Below are 17,115 nucleotides of genomic sequence, written 5' to 3'. Positions count from 1 at the left end.
CGGGGTCGGAATGAGTTATTATCCGCCAACCTCGGCCGGCGCTCTGCATTCTTCGAAAGGGAGAAGAACGTGACAAACCCGCTCCGCGATCCGCGGGATAAGCGATTGCCCCTCATTGCGGGCCCTTCGGGCATGGTGATCTTTGGGGTCACCGGCGATCTTGCCCGTAAGAAACTCCTTCCGGCCATCTATGACCTCGCCAATAGGGGGCTTCTCCCGGCTGGCTTTACCCTGGTCGGCTACGGCCGTAGGCAGTGGAGCAAGCAGGACTTTGAGGAATACGTGCTGGCCGCCGTCAAGGACAAAGCCCGCACCAAATTCCACCAGAATGTGTGGGATCGCCTCGCCGAGGGAATGCATTTTGTCACCGGCGACTTCGACGACGATGCCGCCTTCGATCGCCTCGCCGAGACCCTGGCGCACATGGACGCCACCCGCGGCACCTCGGGAAACTGGGCGCTATATCTCTCTGTGCCCCCGGACTTTTTCGCCGCGGTTTGCCACCAGCTAGAGCGCAGTAATGTGGCTAAGGCCCCGGAGGGTTCGTGGCGGCGTGTTATTATCGAAAAACCTTTCGGCCACGATCAGGAATCCGCCAGGGAACTCAACGGCATCGTCAACGCGGTCTTCCCGGAGTCCTCGGTCTTTCGCATCGATCACTACCTGGGCAAGGAAACGGTGCAAAATATCATGGCACTGCGCTTTGCAAACCAGCTTTTCGAGCCGTTTTGGAACGCCCATTACATCGACCACGTACAGATCACGATGGCCGAGGACATCGGCGTGGGTGGTCGCGCGGGCTATTATGACACCATCGGCGCGGCCCGCGACGTGATTCAAAACCATCTCATTCAGCTGCTGGCCTTGGTGGCCATGGAGGAACCGATCTCCTTTTCGCCCCATCAGCTGCGCACCGAGAAGATCAAGGTATTGCGCGCCACCAGGCCGGTCTACCCGCTGGAAGAGACCACCGCGCGTGGACAGTACACCGCAGGCTGGCAGGGCTCCACCTACGTGCAGGGCCTGCGCGAGGAGGAGGGTTTTGACCCAGATTCCACCACGGAGACCTACGCCGCCTGCACCCTGGAGATTGCCTCGCGGCGCTGGGCGGGGGTGCCGTTTTATCTGCGCACCGGCAAGCGCTTGGGACGGCGCGTCACGGAGATTGCCCTGGTGTTCAAGTCCGCCCCCCACCACCTCTTCGGCGACCAGGGACCTCATCCCCTGGAACAGAACGCCGTGGTGATCCGCATCCAACCGGACGAGGGGGTGCTCATGCGCTTTGGCTCCAAGGTTCCCGGCTCCGCGATGGAGGTACGCGACGTCAACATGGACTTCTCCTACGCGGAGGCCTTTACCGAGGAATCCCCCGAGGCTTATGAACGCCTGATCCTCGATGCTCTGCGCGACGAGTCCAGCCTCTTCCCCACCAACTCCGAGGTGGAGTTGAGCTGGCAGATCCTCGACCCGGTGCTGGAGCACTGGGCGGTCTCCGGCAAGCCGGACGAGTACCAGGCCGGCACCTGGGGACCGGCTTCCGCCGATCACATGCTCACCCGAACCGGTCGCGCCTGGCGGCGACCCTAGAGAAAGGCATCGGACGTGATTATCGAGCTTCCCGATACCACCACCCGCGATATTGCCGCATCGCTACAGCACATTCACGAGACCACCGCTCAGACCACCGGCCGAGTCCTCACCCTCATCGTGATGACGGCCTCCGGCGACGACCTCTCCGAGATCATCCGGGTCACCACCGACGCCTCCTGGGAACATCCCTCCCGGGTGCTCGTGCTCATCGATGGCGGTCCCGCGCAAATTCCCGGAGTGGACGCGGAAATTCGCGTGGGAGGAACCGTGGGCGCCAGCGAATTCGTCATCATGACCCTGCGCGGGGATGTGGCCGCCCATGCGGATTCCGTGGTCACCCCCCTGCTGCTACCGGATACCCCTATCGTGGCCTGGTGGCCCTCCCAGGCCCCCGAGGTGCCCGCCGAGCACCCGGTGGGGTGCCTCGCCCAGCGCCGGATCACCGACGGTGGGCTCCGGCCTGACAGCTATGCCCCCGGTGACTCCGATCTCGCCTGGGCGAGGATCACCCAGTGGCGGGGCGTGGTGGCCTCCTCCCTGGACTTTCATCCCCAAGAAGACATCGTCTCTGTGAGCGTGAAAGGCCCGCGGAATAACCCGAGCATCGACTTGGCCGCGGGATGGCTGGCCAGTCGCCTGGGGGTACCAGTGCGCCGAGGCGTGGCCACCCACCAGATCAAGGGCGACCTGGATCCCTGCGAGCTGCACGTGGAGTTCCCCAGCGGCCCCGTGACCATTCACAACCGCAGTCATTCGACTATCTCCGTGCGCATGCCCCAGCGACCAGAATCCCTAGTGGCCCTCAATCCCCGCTCCACGGCGGACTGCTTGGCTGAGGAACTGCGGCACCTGGACCCCGACGTGATCTATGCGGAGGCACTCGAGGGGGTCGGCGCGGTGATCTTTGACAATAACGAGGAGGAAGAGCGCGTATGAATATCCAGCGATACCCGGATCTGTCGGCCCTCGTGGCGGCGGCCGCAGACGGCGTGGCCGCGGTGATCCGCCAGGCGCAGGCCCGTGGCGACGGCCAGGCCCGCGTGGTACTCACGGGCGGGGGTGCCGGCATCGCCCTGCTCGAACGCCTCCGCGAGCGGGCAGATATTGACTGGGCGCACGTGCACGTCTTTTTCGGAGACGAACGCGATGTGCCGGTCACCGACTCCGAGTCGAACGAAGGGCAAGCGCGCGCCGCCCTGCTCGACGCCGTGGAGATCCCCGCGAAGAACATTCACGGCATGGGGCTGGGGGGTGGGATCCGTCTGGACGAAGCGACCGAGCGCTACGAGGACATCCTACGCTGTTACGCCCCGGAAGGGTTTGACCTGCATCTGTTGGGGATGGGTGGGGAGGGACACGTCAATTCCCTCTTCCCGCACTCCCCCGCCATCGCGGAGACGCGGCGGTGGGTGGTGGCAGTGCCCGACTCCCCCAAGCCCCCGGCACGCCGAGTGAGCCTGACGTTGCCGGCCATCCGAAGGGCGCGGCGGGTATGGCTGCTGGTTTCCGGGGCGACCAAGGCCGAGGCCGTGGCGGCGGTGGCGCGCGAAGAAGAAGCCTCGTCCTGGCCCGCATCCGGGGCACAGGGCACGGAGGAAACGATTCTTTTCCTCGACGAGGAGGCCGCCAGCGCGCTGTAGCGCGCCAAGGCCGCTAGGCGTAGGCCTGGATAAGATTCAGGGCAATGATGCACACGACCCAGATCAGCGCCACCACGATGGTGTAACGATCGAGGTTCTTTTCCACCACGGTGGAGCCGGAGAGGTTGGATTGCACGCCGCCGCCGAAGAGGCTAGAGAGGCCGCCGCCCTTGCCCTTGTGCAGCAGCACCAGCACCGTCATGAGGACGGCGGTCAGCACAAGAATGATCTCAAACGCAAGAACCATGTCATTCCTTTTCAAGGATACAGTCGGGGGAACTGTCCCCACCCTACACCACGGGTGGGGACAGGCCAGCGGGCGCTCCGCCCCCGCCGGCATATTATTTAGCCGGAGTTGCGCAGCGCCGTGGCCAAACCGTTCATCGTGAGCTGAATGCCGGCGGTCACGCTATCGCGGTGATCGCCCGCGCGGTACCGACGTAGCAGCTCCACCTGAATGATATTCAGCGGCAGCAGATAGGGGTAGCGCGAACGCACGGAGCGAGCCAGAGCGGGGTTATCCGCCAGAAGCTGCTCGCGTCCGGTGATCCGCGCGAACATCGCCAGCGTGAGATCGTATTCCTCCCGGATGGTACGGTAGATCCGCGCGGAGACCTCCTCGTTGTCGATGAGATCGGCATACAGCCGAGCCAGGTGCATCTCCGCCTTGCTCATCACCTGGGCCATGTTGGAAAGCACCGAGTTGAAGAAGGGCCAGGACTCGTTGAGCGCGCGCAACTCCCGCACCCGCTCCTCGGGGTCATCGCCCGTCTCGATCCATTGGTGCAGCGCGGTACCCACGCCGAACCAGCCGGGCAGCATGACCCGGGACTGCGACCACGAGAGTACCCACGGGATGGCGCGCAGGTCCGCAAGCGTGGTGGTCTGCTTGCGGGAGGAGGGACGCGAACCAATATTCAGGGCACCGATCTCCTGCAAAGGGGTGGACTCCGTGAAATATTGAATGAAGCCGGGGTCCTCGTGCGCCAGCTCGGAATATTTACGCTGGCTCGCCGTGGAGAGCCAGGCCATGATCTCGTAGGCGCGCTGCGGATCCTCCAGGTCATTGATGTCCAGGACGCTGGCCTCCAGCGTGGCAGAGACCAGGGCCTCCAGGTTCCACCGGGCGGTGTCGCGGGAACCATACTTGGCGGAGATGATTTCGCCCTGCTCGGTGATGCGCACGGAACCGGCGACGGCCCCCTGCGGCTGGGCCAGGATCGCGTCGTAGGATGGGCCGCCACCGCGGCCCACGGTGCCGCCGCGACCGTGGAAGAGGCGCAACCGCAGGCCGTGCTCGCGGCACACGCGCACCAGATCCATCTCCCCGCTGTAGAGCGCCCAGTTGGCGGCGAAGTACCCGCCATCCTTGTTCGAGTCGGAATAGCCCAGCATGACCTCCTGGACGTCGCCGCGCTGGCGCAGATATTCGCGGTACAGGGGGATGTTCCAGAGCTTTTCTAGGATACCGGCCCCGGCGTTGAGGTCGTCGATGGTCTCAAAGAGCGGGATGATGTCCACGGTGCCGGTGGGTGCTTGCCCGCCGGCCTGGATCAGGCCCACCTCCTTGAGCAACACCATCGGTTCCAGGATGTCGCTGACGGATTCAGCCATGGAGATGATGCAGTGCGGAACGGACTCCGGACCAAAGCGCTCCACGGAGGCTGCGGCCTGGCGGAATATTCCCAGTTCGCGTTCGGTGACCTCCCCGTAGCCCGCGTAGCCGGTGGGCACGAGCGGTCGCGGGGTCTCCAGCTCGCGCACTAGGAGCTCGATCTTGTCGTCCTCCCCAAGAGCCCGGTAGTTCTCGGTGACGCGAGCCACGCTCAGGATCTCCGTGAGTACGTCCTCGTAACTCTCGGAGTTTTGCCGAATGTCCATCGAATAGAGGTGGAAGCCAAAGCTCTGCACGGCGGCGCGCAGGCGAGCCAGCCGATCATCGGCGATGATGTCGTCCTTGCTGATGCGCAGGGAGGCATCGATGGTCTCCAGATCGGAGGCGAACTCCTCCGCCGAGGCATAGGGCTCGTGGGTGCGGTGCCACTGGCCCTCTACCGCATCCTCGTCGATGAGTGTGGCGATGGTGGCGAGCATGCGTCCGCGCAGGCCATGAACGGCGCGGCGATACGGCTCGTCGATGCGACTGGGCACGTCGTTGTGGCCTCGTTCGGCCAGCGCGTAGAGATCGACGCTGACCTCGCTCATCCGATCAGAAATGCTCAGCTCGTGCTCCAGGGCGTGCAGTTCGGAACAGTAGTGCTGAAGCACCGTGGCCGCGGCTCGGCGGGTGGCGTAATCGAGGGTCGCCGCGGTGACGTAGGGGTTGCCGTCGTGATCGCCGCCGATCCACGAGCCGGGCCGGATGATCGCATGCGGCTCCACCTCGCGCCCCAGAGCCTGGCGCAACCGAGCGAGCACGTCCAGGTTAATCCTGGGTATCTCCTCGAGCAGGCTGAGCTTGTAGTAGCGTAGACCCACCTCGATCTCGTCCTCGATGCGGGGGCGCGCCACGCGGATCAGTGCGGTCTGCCACAGCACGGTAAGCCGACGCCGAATGGCGTCGTCGATCGCCTCCAGCTCCTGCTGAGCATGGGCGTTGTTCGGGGAACCCATCAGCGCGTGGCGACGCCTCATGGCCTTGGCAATGTGCTTTTGGGCGTCGAAAACGGTGCGTCGGCGCGTCTCGGTGGGATGCGCGGTGAGCACCGGGGCCACCAGGGTGTGGGGAAGCTCCTCTGCCAGCGCCTCCGGAGTCACCTTTGCTTCCCTCAACTTGGCCCACGTGGCCTCCAGCGTGGAATCCGGCGCCGGGGCGCCACTGCGCTGGTGCTCTAGGCGGGCGTGTTCGTCGTGAATATCCTCCGCGAGGTTGGCCATGAGCGCGAAGTGGCTAAAAGCGCGGATCACCGGCTCGGCGCGATCGGGATCAATGTCCCGGAACATCTCGATGAGCGCGGACATATCGGCGTCCTGCCCGGCGATGTCAAAGGCCTGGAGGCGAGCCAACTCCACGAGGTCAAAGACCTCCGGCCCCTCCTGCCGCGCGATGACCTCACCGAGGATACGGCCGAGATAACGGATGTCGTCTTGAAGATTAATAGTCTGTTCCACGGGTCGCGTGTCCTTCCTAACAACGCCGCGGTCCCGGCGGGTGGGCCAGGCTGCCGCGGCGTCGAAAAATGGGTGTGCTAATTCAGCGGGCCAGCGGCGTTCGCGGCCAGCTTGGCAAAGGCCTGCCCGTCGAGGGAGGCGCCGCCCACTAATCCTCCGTCCACGTCCGGTTGGCCCACGATCTCGGCCACGGTGTCGGCTTTGACCGAGCCACCGTAGAGAATGCGGATACCGTCGGCCACCTCCTCGTCGGCAATCTCGCGGATCAGGTTGCGCACGGCGTGGCAAACCTCCTGGGCGTCCGCAGCGGAGGCCACCTTACCGGTGCCGATGGCCCACACCGGCTCGTAAGCGATCACGGTGCGCGCTAGCTCCTCGGGGCTCAGGCCCGCGAGGGAGGCCCTGGTCTGCTCCACCACGTGTTCCACGTGGGTGCCCTTCTCCCGGATCTCCAGGGACTCGCCCACGCACACGATGGGAGAGATGCCCTTATCCAGGGCGGCCTTAGACTTGGCCGCCACCTGAGCATCCGTCTCGTGGTGATACTGGCGGCGCTCGGAGTGGCCGGTAACCACCCAGGAGCAGCCCAGCTTGGCGAGCATAGCGGCGGAGATCTCGCCGGTATAGGCACCGGATTCGTGCTCGGAAACATCCTGCGCGCCGTAGCTGATCTGCAGCTTGTCGCCCTCCACCAGGGTCTGCACGGAGCGCAGGTCGGTGAAGGGTACGGTCACCGCCACATCGACCTTCTCGCAGTACTCCTTGGGGAGGGCAAAGGCGAGTTTTTGTACCGTAGCGATGGCCTCAAGGTGATCGAGGTTCATCTTCCAGTTGCCAGCAATCAGGGGGGTACGTGCCATGAGGAAAAGCCTTTCTTGGTTGCTCGGGTGTTTAGACGTGGAGGACGGCCACGCCGGGCAATTCCTTGCCCTCTAAGAACTCCAGGGAGGCGCCGCCGCCGGTGGAGATGTGGGAGAAGCCCTCCTCGTTCAACCCCAGTGCGCGCACGGAGGCCGCGGAGTCCCCGCCGCCGACCACGGTGAAGGAACCATGTTCGGTGGTGGCGTCGATGATCGCCTGGGCCACGCCCGCGGTGCCCTTGGCAAAGGCCTCGAACTCGAATACGCCCATCGGGCCGTTCCAGAACACCGTCTTAGAATCCGCCAGGACCTGTGCAAACCGGGCCACGGATTCCGGGCCGATGTCGAGGGACTGCCAACCCTCCGGGATGGCGTCGAGGGACACCACGGTATTATCCGCATCCGCCGCAAACTCCTTCGCGGCTACCAGATCCACCGGCAACACGATCTTCTCTCCGAAGCGCTCCAGCAAGCGGGAGCAGGTCTCCACCATCTCCTCTTGGAGAAGGGACTGCTGCACGTTATAGCCCTGGGCCGCGAGGAACGTGTAGCACATACCGCCGCCGATGATGAGGCGATCAGCCTTGTTTGCCAGGGCCTCGATCACACCAAGCTTATCGGAGACCTTGGAGCCGCCGAGCACCACCACGTAGGGGTGCTCGGGCTCGGCGGCCACCTTCTCCAGCACATCGACTTCCTTGCCCACCAGGTATCCCGCATAGGCCGGCAGGTGCTTGGCTACGTCGTACACGGAGGCCTGGGCGCGGTGCACCACGCCGAAGCCATCGGAAACGAAGGCTCCGTTATCGGCAGCCAGGGCGGCCAGCTCCTTAGCGAGGCCGCCGCGCTCCTCCTCATCCTTCGAAGTCTCTCGGGGATCGAAGCGGACGTTTTCCAGCAGCAGCACGTCCCCCTCGTTGAGCCCGTTGGCGCGCTCGTGGGCGTCCTCCCCCACGACGTCACTGGCTAGGGCCACGTATTGGCCCAGCGCCTCGGAGAGCGCCGCGGCCACCGGCGCCAGGGAGAACGTGGGGTTTATCTCGCCCTTGGGGCGGCCCAGATGCGCGGCGATGATGACCTTGGCCCCGCCCTCGACCAGCGCCTTGAGCGTGGGCAAAGAGGCGTGGATACGCCCAGGATCGGTGATTTCCCCGGCTTCGTTAAGCGGAACGTTAAAATCCGAACGCACCAGGATGTGGCGGCCCTCCACGCCCTCGCCTAGCAGGTCATCGACGGTCTTGATGGTCACAGTATTATCCTTTCAGGCTAAGAAAAATGCGGCCCCGGTGTGCCGAGGCACACCCCGGGCCGCAGGGTACAACGCACCAAGTGGTTAGAGCTTGGAGGCCACGTGCTCCGTCAGGCGCAGCAGCTGGCAGGTGTAGCCCCACTCGTTGTCGTACCAGGAGACGACCTTGACCTGCTTGCCGATGACCTTGGTCAGGCCGGCGTCAAAGATCGAGCCGTGGGAATCGGTCACGATGTCATGGGAGACGATCGGATCCTCGGTGTAGGCCAGAGTATCACCCATGGCGCCCTCGGCGGCGGCCTTGATGGCGGCATTGACAGCCTCCACACTGACCTCCTCCTTGGCCGTGAAGGTCAGATCCGTGGCGGAGCCGGTGATCACGGGAACGCGCAGGGCGTAGCCATCGAGCTTGCCCTTGAGCTCGGGCAGCACCAGGGCGACGGCCTTCGCGGCGCCGGTGGAGGTGGGAACGATGTTCACGGCGGCGGCGCGGGCGCGACGCAGATCCTTGTGCGGGGCATCGTGCAGGCGCTGGTCACCGGTGTAGGCGTGCACGGTGGTCATCAGGCCCTCCTCGATGCCGAAGGCATCGTTGAGCACCTTGGCCATCGGGGCCAAGCAGTTCGTGGTGCAGGAGGCGCCGGAGATCACGGTGTGCTTCTCCGGGTCGTAGTCTTCGTGGTTGACGTTGTAGACGAAGGTGGCATCCTCGTTCTTCGCCGGAGCGGAGATGATGACCTTCTTCGCACCACCCTCGAGGTGAGCCTTGGCGGCGTTCGCGTCGGTAAAGAAGCCGGTGGACTCGATCACGATGTCCACGTTGTGGGCCGCCCAATCCAGGTTCTTCGGATCGCGCTCGGCGGACACGGCGATGCGCTTGCCGCCCACGGTGATGGAATCGTCATCGAATTCTACGTCCTGGTCCAGCTTGCCAAGGATCGAGTCGTACTTCAGCAGGGTGGACAGGGTCTGATTATCGGTCAGATCGTTCACGGCGACGACCTCAAGATCTTCGCTGCGCTGCAGCACGGCGCGGAAGAAGTTGCGGCCAATGCGGCCAAAGCCGTTGATGCCAACACGAATGGTCACTATGAAAACTCCTCTAGGTTGAGAGTGGTGTCCAAAGCGCTCCCGCGCTTTGCCTCACAGGAACGAGTGTACCGCCCCCACCCCTCGCCCGCAGACCTTCAACCAGACACTATCCAACAAAAGCAAAAAGTCGGCGCGGGAAAGTCGAGGGTTATCTCGTCCGGACGATAACTATTGCCCTGCGATCGGCGGTGAATCACCCCCGTACGGGGGAGGTTAGGGGCGTCACGCTCCACGCTATCGCCCCGCCGTCACAATAAGTGATACTCATCACTTATTGCTCCTCGCCCTCAAGCATCTCCTCCGTGAGAACGGACCGAGTATCCTCAAGACCCTCTTCCTGCGCTTTTTTATCTGCCATGGACAGCAGGCGGCGAATGCGCCCCGCGATGGCATCCTTGGTCATGGGCGGCTCCGCCAGGCGGCCCAGCTCCTCCAAGGAAGCCTGTTGATGCTCCACCCGTAGGTAACCAGCCTCCGCGAGGTGCTCGGGGACGTCGTCCCCCAAGAGCTCCATCGCGCGCTCCACTCGAACCGCGGCCGCGAGGGCGGCGCGCGCCGAACGACGCAGGTTCGCATCGTCGAAGTTCACCAGCCTATCGGTACCCAGGAGCTCCTCGCGCTCCCGGCGTAGCACGTCCCACTCCAGCCGGGTGCGCTGGGCACCCATGCGGGTTAACAGGGCCCCAATGGCCTCGGCCTCGCGCACGACGACCCTGTGCATACCGCGACTCGCCCGAATCTTAGCGGTCATGCCCAGGCGCCGCGCGCAGCCCACCAGCGCCAGGCCGATCTCCTCCCGCGGGCACACCACGTCCAGGGACACCGCCCGTCCCGGTGCAGCCAGCCGTCCTTTGGCCAAGAAGGCTCCTCGCCAGGCGGCCTCGATATCTCCGATGGTGCCCGAGACCACCTGGGGCGGCAGCCCCACGATGACAACCCCGGTTGGACCCACCAGCCCTGTGCGGCGCACCACCTCCATCGCCCCGGTGCCGATCGTCACCAGGTGGCGTGGTTTTTTTCGGCCGCGACCGGGCAGGGAACGCACCCGGGGGGAGGTGTGAAAGAGCTCCTCGATGGCCACGCGCAGGCGCTGGGCGACGGTGAGGGAATCGAATTCGGCCTCGACCACGAGGCTGCCGTTGTCGTTGATCATAGTGGAGCCGCAGCGCAGCATGGCCGCGACCTCCGCGATTCTCGCGGAGGTCGTACGGGTATTCACCGTCGCTAACTCCGCCTTCGCCTGGGCGGTGAACTCCGTTCCACCGGGTTCCTTATTCCTTGCCATAATGCCGAGCCAGTCTAATCGGCGGCGGCGAGGCCGCGTAACGCGGCGGCAAGTTTGGCCGGATCGTGCCGATTCGTGCGCTCGCCCCCCACCGTGACGGCCTCCACATCCGCGAACTCCACGATCGCCCCCAGCCTGGCCGCGGCGCGCTCCACGTGAGCGCGCTCGCCGGTGGTGGGAATGGAAGAAGCCTCGATGAGGATCCGATCCACCCGCAGCGCCGGGGCGTGTTGGGAGAGCATGTGGAGGTGGCGCTCCGAGGAAAAGCCCTGGGTCTCCCCCGGTTCCGCGGAGAGGTTAAGCACCACGATCTTCTGCGCGGAGGTGGCGTTGAGGGCTTCCACAATGCCGGGGACCAACAGGTGCGGAATGACGCTGGAAAACCACGAGCCCGGCCCCAGCGTGACCACGTCCGCCCGGATGATCGCCTCCTGCGCCGTGGGATTAGCCTCGGGGTTTTCCGGAAGGAGGCGCACCCGACGCACCGAACCGGGGGTGGAGGCCACGGCCACCTGCCCGCGCACGGGGCGCATGATGCGGGGATCGTCGTCGAGACCGGAGACGTCGGCCTCGATGTCGAGGGGCTGAAGGCACATGGGCACCACGCGTCCGCGAGAGCCCGTCAGCCGCGCCACCGTGTCCAGGGCCTGTTGGGTGCTGCCCAGCACCTCCTCCAGGCCGGAGATGAGGAGGTTTCCCACGGCATGCCCGGCCAGCGCTCCGTGGCCGCCAAAACGATGCTGCAGGGCGCTGGCCCACATCTGATCCGAGGGGTCATCCCCGGCCAGCGCGGCCAGCGCCATACGAAGATCTCCCGGAGGAATGGTCCGGAGCTCGCGCCGGATCCGGCCGGAGGAACCGCCGTCATCAGCCACGGTGACGATCGCGGTGATCGTCTCGGGTGTGCAGAGCCGATCAGCACGCAGGGTCTGGAACAGGCCGTGTCCACCGCCCAGGCTCACAATATGCCGCACAGTACCCCCTAATCCCGCGCGATGTCTCGGTGCACGATATTCACGCTGAGGTCCTCGCGTTCCCGCAAGCACCGCCCGATCTCCTCTGCGATGGCCACGGAGCGATGGTGCCCCCCGGTACATCCGATGGAGACGGTGATGAAGTTCTTGCCCTCGTGTCGGTACCCCTGCTGCATAGAATCGAACATGCGTAGGAAGTTACGCACGAAGGGCTCGGCATCGTGTTGCTCCAAGACGTATCGCGCCACGGCGGCGTCCGTGCCGCGATGCGCACGGAGTTCCGGTTGCCAATAGGGATTGGGGAGGAAGCGCACGTCCACCGTGATATCGGAATCGCGAGGCACCCCGTGCTTAAAGCCGAAGGATTGCACGGTCACGTGGCGGCGCTTATCGACGCTGCGGCCGAAGGTTTCCTCGATCCTGCGCCGCAGGTCGTGCACGGAAAGATCCGAGGTATCTAGTGTGACGTCCGCGTCCTCCTTGATCTCACTGAGCAGGCTTCGTTCCCTCGCGATCCCCTCGGACAGGGTATCTGCTCCCTGAAGGGGGTGGGTGCGGCGTACGCTGTCGAAGCGCTTGATCAACACGTCATCGCGCGCATCGAGGAAAAGGATCGTGGGCGCCAGGTCGCGGGCGCGCAACTCCTCGAGAGTTTGGAGCATGTTACCCCGGAACATCCGAGCGCGCACGTCGGTGACCATAGCGACCTTGCGCACCGGGGAGTCCTCCGCATCGCACAGGGAGGCTAACTGCAGGATCAGCTCCGGTGGGAGATTATGCGCCACGTACCAGTCTCGGTCCTCAAAGACCTTGGCCGCCGTGGATAATCCGGCCCCGGACATGCCCGTAATCAGCATGGGCGGTTGAGAAAGATGGTGCAGCGTCATGGCGGCCATTGTACGTGCCTAGGAGGCCGCATGGAGGCCCTCGTACACCGCTCGAGCCAGGGCGGGACCGAATCCCTTGACCTCCTCAATATCCGCCACGCTGGCCTCCCTGAGTTTTTTCAGAGAGCCAAAGTGGCGCACGAGTTCCGTGCGTCGCGTCTGGCCCAGGCCGTGAATGCTATCGAGCTCGGAGTGCCGCATCCGCCGCGAGCGTTGCTGCCGGTGATAGGTGATGGCAAAGCGGTGCGCCTCGTCGCGGATCTGCTGGAGCAAATACAACCCCCGGGAATTACGGGGCAGAATCACCGGATCCTCCTCCCCCGGCACCCACAGTTCTTCCAGACGCTTAGCCAGGCCCACCAGAGTGACGTCGACGATCCCCAGCTCGTCAAAGACCTTCTGGGCGGCGGTCACCTGCGGCGCGCCACCATCCACGATGAAAAGCTGCGGCGGATAGGCAAAGCGCCGGACCTCGGTGCTCATCTCTGCCACGGCCTCGTCACTGAAGGTGGACCCATCGAATTCCTCGGCCTCGGGCACCGCCGAGCGCTGGCTATGATGACGCAGGAAACGCCGCCGCGTGACCTCCGCGATGGAACCGACGTCGTCGCTGCGCCCCCCGCCCGCGGCCTCCTTGATCCGGTAACGGCGGTAGTCGGATTTTTTGGCCAGCCCGTCTTCGAACACTACGAGCGAGGCCACCACGTCGGTGCCCTGGAGGTGGGAGATATCCGTGCACTCGATGCGTAGCGGGGCAACCTCCATGCCCAGGGCGTCCTGAATGTCCTGGATGGCGGCCGATCTCGCCGTGAGGTCTCCCACTCGCTTGAGCTTGTGTTGACGCAGCGCCTCCTTGGCGTTTCGCTCCACCGTCTCGATCAGGGCGCGTTTATCGCCGCGTTGCGGCACCCGAATCTCGACCGGTCCGCCGCGCATCTCGCGCAGCGCCCGGGCGGTCTCCTCCGGGGCCTCCGGTAGAACCTGCAGCACAATCTGGCGGGGAATGACCTGACTACGGCTTCGCGGCTGGTGGGAGAGCCGATCCACGCCGCGGCGACGGACGACCTCCCTGTCCTCTTGATCGGCCCGCTCGGCGGCGTCGCCATAGAACTGCACCAGGAAGTTCTGCAGGAGTGCTCCCAGCGCGGGATCGGGCTGTCCCTCCGCCCAGGACTCGCTTCCGGCCTGGTCTCCGGCCTTTTCTACCACCCACCCGCGCTGGCCACGCACGCGCCCGCCACGCACGTGGAAGATCTGCACAGCGGCCTCAAGCTCATCGGTAGACAACGCGATGACGTCGGCGTCCGTGCCATCGCCCAGCACCACGGACTGCTGCTCCGTGAGCTTGTCGATGGCGTCCAGGTCGTCGCGCAACCGAGCGGCACGCTCGAACTCGAGAACCTCGGCGGCCTGGGTCATCTGCTCGGTGAGCCGCCGGCGCACGGCGTCGGTACGGCCCTGCATGAAAGAGCAGAAACCCTCCGCGATCTCCCGGTGTTCATCCTCGGTGACCCGTGCCACGCACGGGGCTGCGCACTTGTCAATGTAGCCCAACAGACAGGGGCGCCCCAGCTGCTCGTGGCGGTGGAACACGCCTTTGGTGCAGGTGCGCATGGGAAAAACGCGGGTCAGCAGATCTAGGGTCTCGCGCACCGCCCAGGCGTGGGAATAAGGGCCGAAATAACGCACCCCCTTGCGGCGCGGGCCGCGGAAGAAAAAAGCGCGGGGAAAACGCTCCCCCATGGACACCGCCAGCATGGGATAGGTCTTATCGTCCCGGTACTTCACGTTGAAGCGCGGGTCGAAGCGCTTGATCCAGGTGTATTCCAGCTGTAGAGCCTCCACCTCGCTGGCCACCACGGTCCACTCCACCTCGCTGGCCGCGAGCACCATCTGGCGGGTGCGCGGGTGCAGCTGCGCGATGTCCTGGAAATAGTTGGACAGGCGGGCCCGCAGGTTTTTTGCCTTCCCCACATAGAGCACCCGGCCGTCCTCCCTGCGAAACTTATACACCCCCGGATCGGTAGGAATGGCGCCGGGGGCGGGACGGTACGTGGTGGGATCGGCCATGCGGTGCTGGGTAGCTAGTCCTGCGGCATGTACTGGGCTTCCAGGGCGCGGAAAGCCTCCACCTCGGAGACGATGCTCGTCCGGTCAGCCGACTGCATGGCCCACATGGGGACATACTCGAAGTCCGGCAGCTCCAAGCGAGCCATACGAGAGCCGCGCGGAAAGGACAGGCCATAGATCACCGACCAGTGATAAAAACGGGTGCCGATGAAATTGCGAACCTCCACGCCATCGGCATTCACGCGCACCCGGGGGCGGGTCAGCCCGATCCATGCCACGAGGGAGATCACCACCCCGACCCCAAAGAATGCGAAGTGATCCACGGTGGTCAGTGCCGCGCCGGTATCTCCCACCCCCACCACGGCGGACATGAAGATGTGAACGGCCATGATGACCACCACCGCCACCCAGGCTAGCGTCCGCATCCGCGGGGAGGTCACCACCAGCTCCCACGGCTTGGTGGAAACCACCGCGGTGGGATCCGCAGCGTTATATCGCTGCAAATCGGCATCGCTGAGAGCGCTACTGTGTTGCCTGCTCGTGTCCACCTCTGCCTCGTCTCCCTGCCGATTACTCAAGTCCGTGATTCTAGCCGGTGATGCCGCGTAAGACCAGGGCGGTGTGCAGGGCCGCAATCGCGGCCTCCGATCCCTTATCCTCCAGGGATCCCTCCCCACCGGCGCGCTCCAGCGCCTGCGCATAGGTATGGGTGGTCAGCACGCCGTTGCCCACCGGGGTGGCCTCCGCCATCGCGATCTGCGATAGACCGCGCATGACGGAATCGCAGACGTAGTCGAAATGCGGGGTGCCTCCCTCGACCACGCAGCCCAGGGCCACCACCGCGTCGTAGCGGCGGGCCAGCTCCTGGGCCACCACGGGAATCTCCAGGGCGCCGATCACCCGGAATTCATCTACGCTAGCACCGGCCTTGCGCGTCGTGTCCACCGCATGAGAATGCAGGAGATCACAGATCTCCTCGTTCCAGGTAGAGGTGACCACCGCCACCGTGAGTCCGGCAGCGTCGAGATCCGCACCCACTCGAGGCAAACCTTCCTTTGCCATGGTCCTTCTAATCTCCTTCCGGGTGGCCGTGATGGGCCTCCCATTGCGCAAGATCGGGCAGGGCGTGCCCCATGCGATCCCGCTTGGTGGCGAGGTAGCGCGCGTTGTCCTCATTGATGTCCACGGGCACGGCCACCCTGCCGGTGACCCCCAGCCCGTGATCCTTGAGCACCTCGCACTTATGCGGATTATTGCTCATGATGGACAGCGATCGCACCCCTAGATTACGCAGGATCTGCGCCCCGGTATCGTACTCGCGGGCGTCGGCGGGCTGCCCCAGGGCCAGGTTGGCGTCGATGGTATCCAGGCCCTGATCCTGGAGCGCGTAGGCCTTGAGCTTTTCGTTGAGACCGATGCCTCGACCTTCCTGTCCACGCAGGTACACGATGATGCCACGGCCGGCCTCCTGTACCATGCGCATGGAATTGCTCAGCTGCTGGCCGCAGTCGCAGCGCCGGGAGCCAAAAACATCGCCGGTGAGGCACTCGGAATGAATCCGTACCATCACATCCTCGCCACCATCACGATCCGGCTCACCGGCGACGAGGGCCACATGCTCCTGCCCGCTGAGAGAATTGACAAAGCCCACGGCGCGGAAGAACCCATACTCCGTGGGCATAGAGGTCTCCACCGTGCGCTCAATGAGGCAATCGTGGCGGCGCCGCCAGGAAATGAGCTGATCGATCGAGATCATGCGCAGCCCGTGGCGGTCGGCAAAGCGGCGCAGCTCCGGCGCGCGCGCCATATCCGTGGGATCCTCCTCGGACACGATCTCGCAGAGCACCCCGGCCGGGTGCAGCCCCGCGGCCCGGGCTAGATCGATGGCGGCCTCGGTGTGTCCATCGCGCACCAGCACCCCACCGTCGCGGGCGCGCAGGGGCACCACGTGACCGGGACGGGTGAACTCCTCCGGGGCGCAGTGGGGGTCGGCCAGGCGGCGAATGGTCTCCGCCCGGGAGGTCGCGGAGATGCCGGTGGTCCCGGTGGCGGCATCCACCGTCACGGTATAAGCCGTACCTCGCGTGTCCTCGTTGCGGCTCACCATCGGCGGCAGGCCCAGGCGATCCGCATCCGCGTTCGTCAGCGGGGCGCAGATATATCCCGATGTATAGCGCACCATGAAGGCCAGCAGTTCGGGAGTGGCCTTCTCGGCAGCAAAAATGAGGTCGCCCTCGTTTTCCCGGTCCTCGTTGTCCACCACCACCACGGCCTTGCCCGCCGCGATGTCCGCTATGGCCTCATCGACGCTATCAAGAGGAATATTCTGCTCCGCGTGTACAGTCACGTCGATCACT

15 protein-coding genes are annotated in these 17,115 nt (G+C 64.9%); 3 read left to right on the top strand and 12 right to left on the bottom strand.

Features of this window, described 5'->3' with window-relative positions; genetic code table 11:
* Positions 1-69: 69 nt before the first annotated feature.
* From zwf to pgl, 3 genes are read left to right on the top strand one after another with little or no spacing between them, the layout of a single operon-like run.
* Positions 70-1,587: a glucose-6-phosphate dehydrogenase gene (gene zwf, locus H7347_RS02785; protein WP_186337154.1), complete on the top strand. Its 1,518-nt coding sequence runs from the start codon at positions 70-72 to the stop codon at positions 1,585-1,587.
* 15 nt (positions 1,588-1,602) lie between these two features.
* Complete coding sequence (locus H7347_RS02780) at positions 1,603-2,526, top strand: glucose-6-phosphate dehydrogenase assembly protein OpcA (RefSeq protein WP_186337153.1); 924 nt, start codon at positions 1,603-1,605, stop codon at positions 2,524-2,526.
* Complete coding sequence (pgl, locus tag H7347_RS02775; RefSeq protein ID WP_152821006.1) at positions 2,523-3,230, top strand: 6-phosphogluconolactonase; 708 nt, start codon at positions 2,523-2,525, stop codon at positions 3,228-3,230. Before H7347_RS02780 ends, pgl begins: the two co-directional genes overlap by 4 nt.
* 13 nt (positions 3,231-3,243) lie before the next feature.
* On the opposite strand, the gene secG is transcribed toward pgl, so the two are convergent.
* The 12 genes from secG to H7347_RS02715 all read right to left on the bottom strand — a co-directional run bounded on the left by secG (position 3,244) and on the right by H7347_RS02715 (position 17,105).
* Positions 3,244-3,477, bottom strand: coding sequence for a preprotein translocase subunit SecG (gene secG / locus H7347_RS02770; RefSeq protein ID WP_152821004.1), 234 nt, complete (start codon positions 3,475-3,477; stop codon positions 3,244-3,246).
* 98 nt (positions 3,478-3,575) lie between these two features.
* On the bottom strand, positions 3,576-6,341 hold the full coding sequence (gene ppc / locus H7347_RS02765) for a phosphoenolpyruvate carboxylase (RefSeq protein WP_370513890.1): 2,766 nt from the start codon (positions 6,339-6,341) through the stop codon (positions 3,576-3,578).
* Between the two features lie 77 nt (positions 6,342-6,418).
* Positions 6,419-7,201, bottom strand: coding sequence for a triose-phosphate isomerase (tpiA, locus tag H7347_RS02760; RefSeq protein ID WP_152821002.1), 783 nt, complete (start codon positions 7,199-7,201; stop codon positions 6,419-6,421).
* Between the two features lie 31 nt (positions 7,202-7,232).
* A complete protein-coding gene (pgk, locus tag H7347_RS02755) occupies positions 7,233-8,450 on the bottom strand; it encodes a phosphoglycerate kinase (protein WP_186337152.1) in 1,218 nt (405 codons plus the stop codon).
* A gap of 84 nt (positions 8,451-8,534) precedes the next feature.
* A complete protein-coding gene (gene gap, locus H7347_RS02750) occupies positions 8,535-9,539 on the bottom strand; it encodes a type I glyceraldehyde-3-phosphate dehydrogenase (RefSeq protein WP_186337151.1) in 1,005 nt (334 codons plus the stop codon).
* A gap of 274 nt (positions 9,540-9,813) precedes the next feature.
* On the bottom strand, positions 9,814-10,827 hold the full coding sequence (gene whiA / locus H7347_RS02745) for a DNA-binding protein WhiA (RefSeq protein WP_152821000.1): 1,014 nt from the start codon (positions 10,825-10,827) through the stop codon (positions 9,814-9,816).
* 14 nt (positions 10,828-10,841) lie between these two features.
* Positions 10,842-11,801, bottom strand: coding sequence for a uridine diphosphate-N-acetylglucosamine-binding protein YvcK (yvcK, locus tag H7347_RS02740; RefSeq protein ID WP_186337150.1), 960 nt, complete (start codon positions 11,799-11,801; stop codon positions 10,842-10,844).
* A gap of 8 nt (positions 11,802-11,809) precedes the next feature.
* Entirely contained in the window at positions 11,810-12,697 is an 888-nt protein-coding gene (gene rapZ / locus H7347_RS02735; RefSeq protein ID WP_152820998.1) for an RNase adapter RapZ, read from the bottom strand.
* A gap of 9 nt (positions 12,698-12,706) precedes the next feature.
* The gene (gene uvrC / locus H7347_RS02730) at positions 12,707-14,758 is read right to left on the bottom strand and encodes an excinuclease ABC subunit UvrC (protein ID WP_152820996.1); all 2,052 of its coding nucleotides are present in this window, start codon (positions 14,756-14,758) and stop codon (positions 12,707-12,709) included.
* Between the two features lie 14 nt (positions 14,759-14,772).
* A complete protein-coding gene (locus H7347_RS02725; RefSeq protein WP_193702279.1) occupies positions 14,773-15,336 on the bottom strand; it encodes a PH domain-containing protein in 564 nt (187 codons plus the stop codon).
* Positions 15,337-15,346: 10 nt separating this feature from the next.
* On the bottom strand, positions 15,347-15,820 hold the full coding sequence (gene ribH, locus H7347_RS02720) for a 6,7-dimethyl-8-ribityllumazine synthase (protein WP_152820992.1): 474 nt from the start codon (positions 15,818-15,820) through the stop codon (positions 15,347-15,349).
* 7 nt (positions 15,821-15,827) lie between these two features.
* Complete coding sequence (locus tag H7347_RS02715) at positions 15,828-17,105, bottom strand: bifunctional 3,4-dihydroxy-2-butanone-4-phosphate synthase/GTP cyclohydrolase II (RefSeq protein ID WP_186337149.1); 1,278 nt, start codon at positions 17,103-17,105, stop codon at positions 15,828-15,830.
* Positions 17,106-17,115 lie beyond the last annotated feature (10 nt).

Source organism: Corynebacterium sp. zg-331 (assembly GCF_014267345.1).
Classification (GTDB): Bacteria; Actinomycetota; Actinomycetes; order Mycobacteriales; family Mycobacteriaceae; genus Corynebacterium.
Note: the sequence above shows the minus strand (reverse complement) of the source record. Positions and strands in the feature narration are given on the sequence as shown.

Bases quoted from the DNA above. Each gene is read 5' to 3' on its own strand.
- uvrC (WP_152820996.1), bottom strand. From the start codon at position 14,758: ATGGCCGATCCCACCACGTACCGTCCCGCCCCCGGCGCCATTCCTACC.
- secG (WP_152821004.1), bottom strand. From the start codon at position 3,477: ATGGTTCTTGCGTTTGAGATCATTCTTGTGCTGACCGCCGTCCTCATG.
- whiA (WP_152821000.1), bottom strand. From the start codon at position 10,827: ATGGCAAGGAATAAGGAACCCGGTGGAACGGAGTTCACCGCCCAGGCG.
- ribH (WP_152820992.1), bottom strand. From the start codon at position 15,820: ATGGCAAAGGAAGGTTTGCCTCGAGTGGGTGCGGATCTCGACGCTGCC.
- pgl (WP_152821006.1), top strand. From the start codon at position 2,523: ATGAATATCCAGCGATACCCGGATCTGTCGGCCCTCGTGGCGGCGGCC.
- rapZ (WP_152820998.1), bottom strand. From the start codon at position 12,697: ATGGCCGCCATGACGCTGCACCATCTTTCTCAACCGCCCATGCTGATT.
- tpiA (WP_152821002.1), bottom strand. From the start codon at position 7,201: ATGGCACGTACCCCCCTGATTGCTGGCAACTGGAAGATGAACCTCGAT.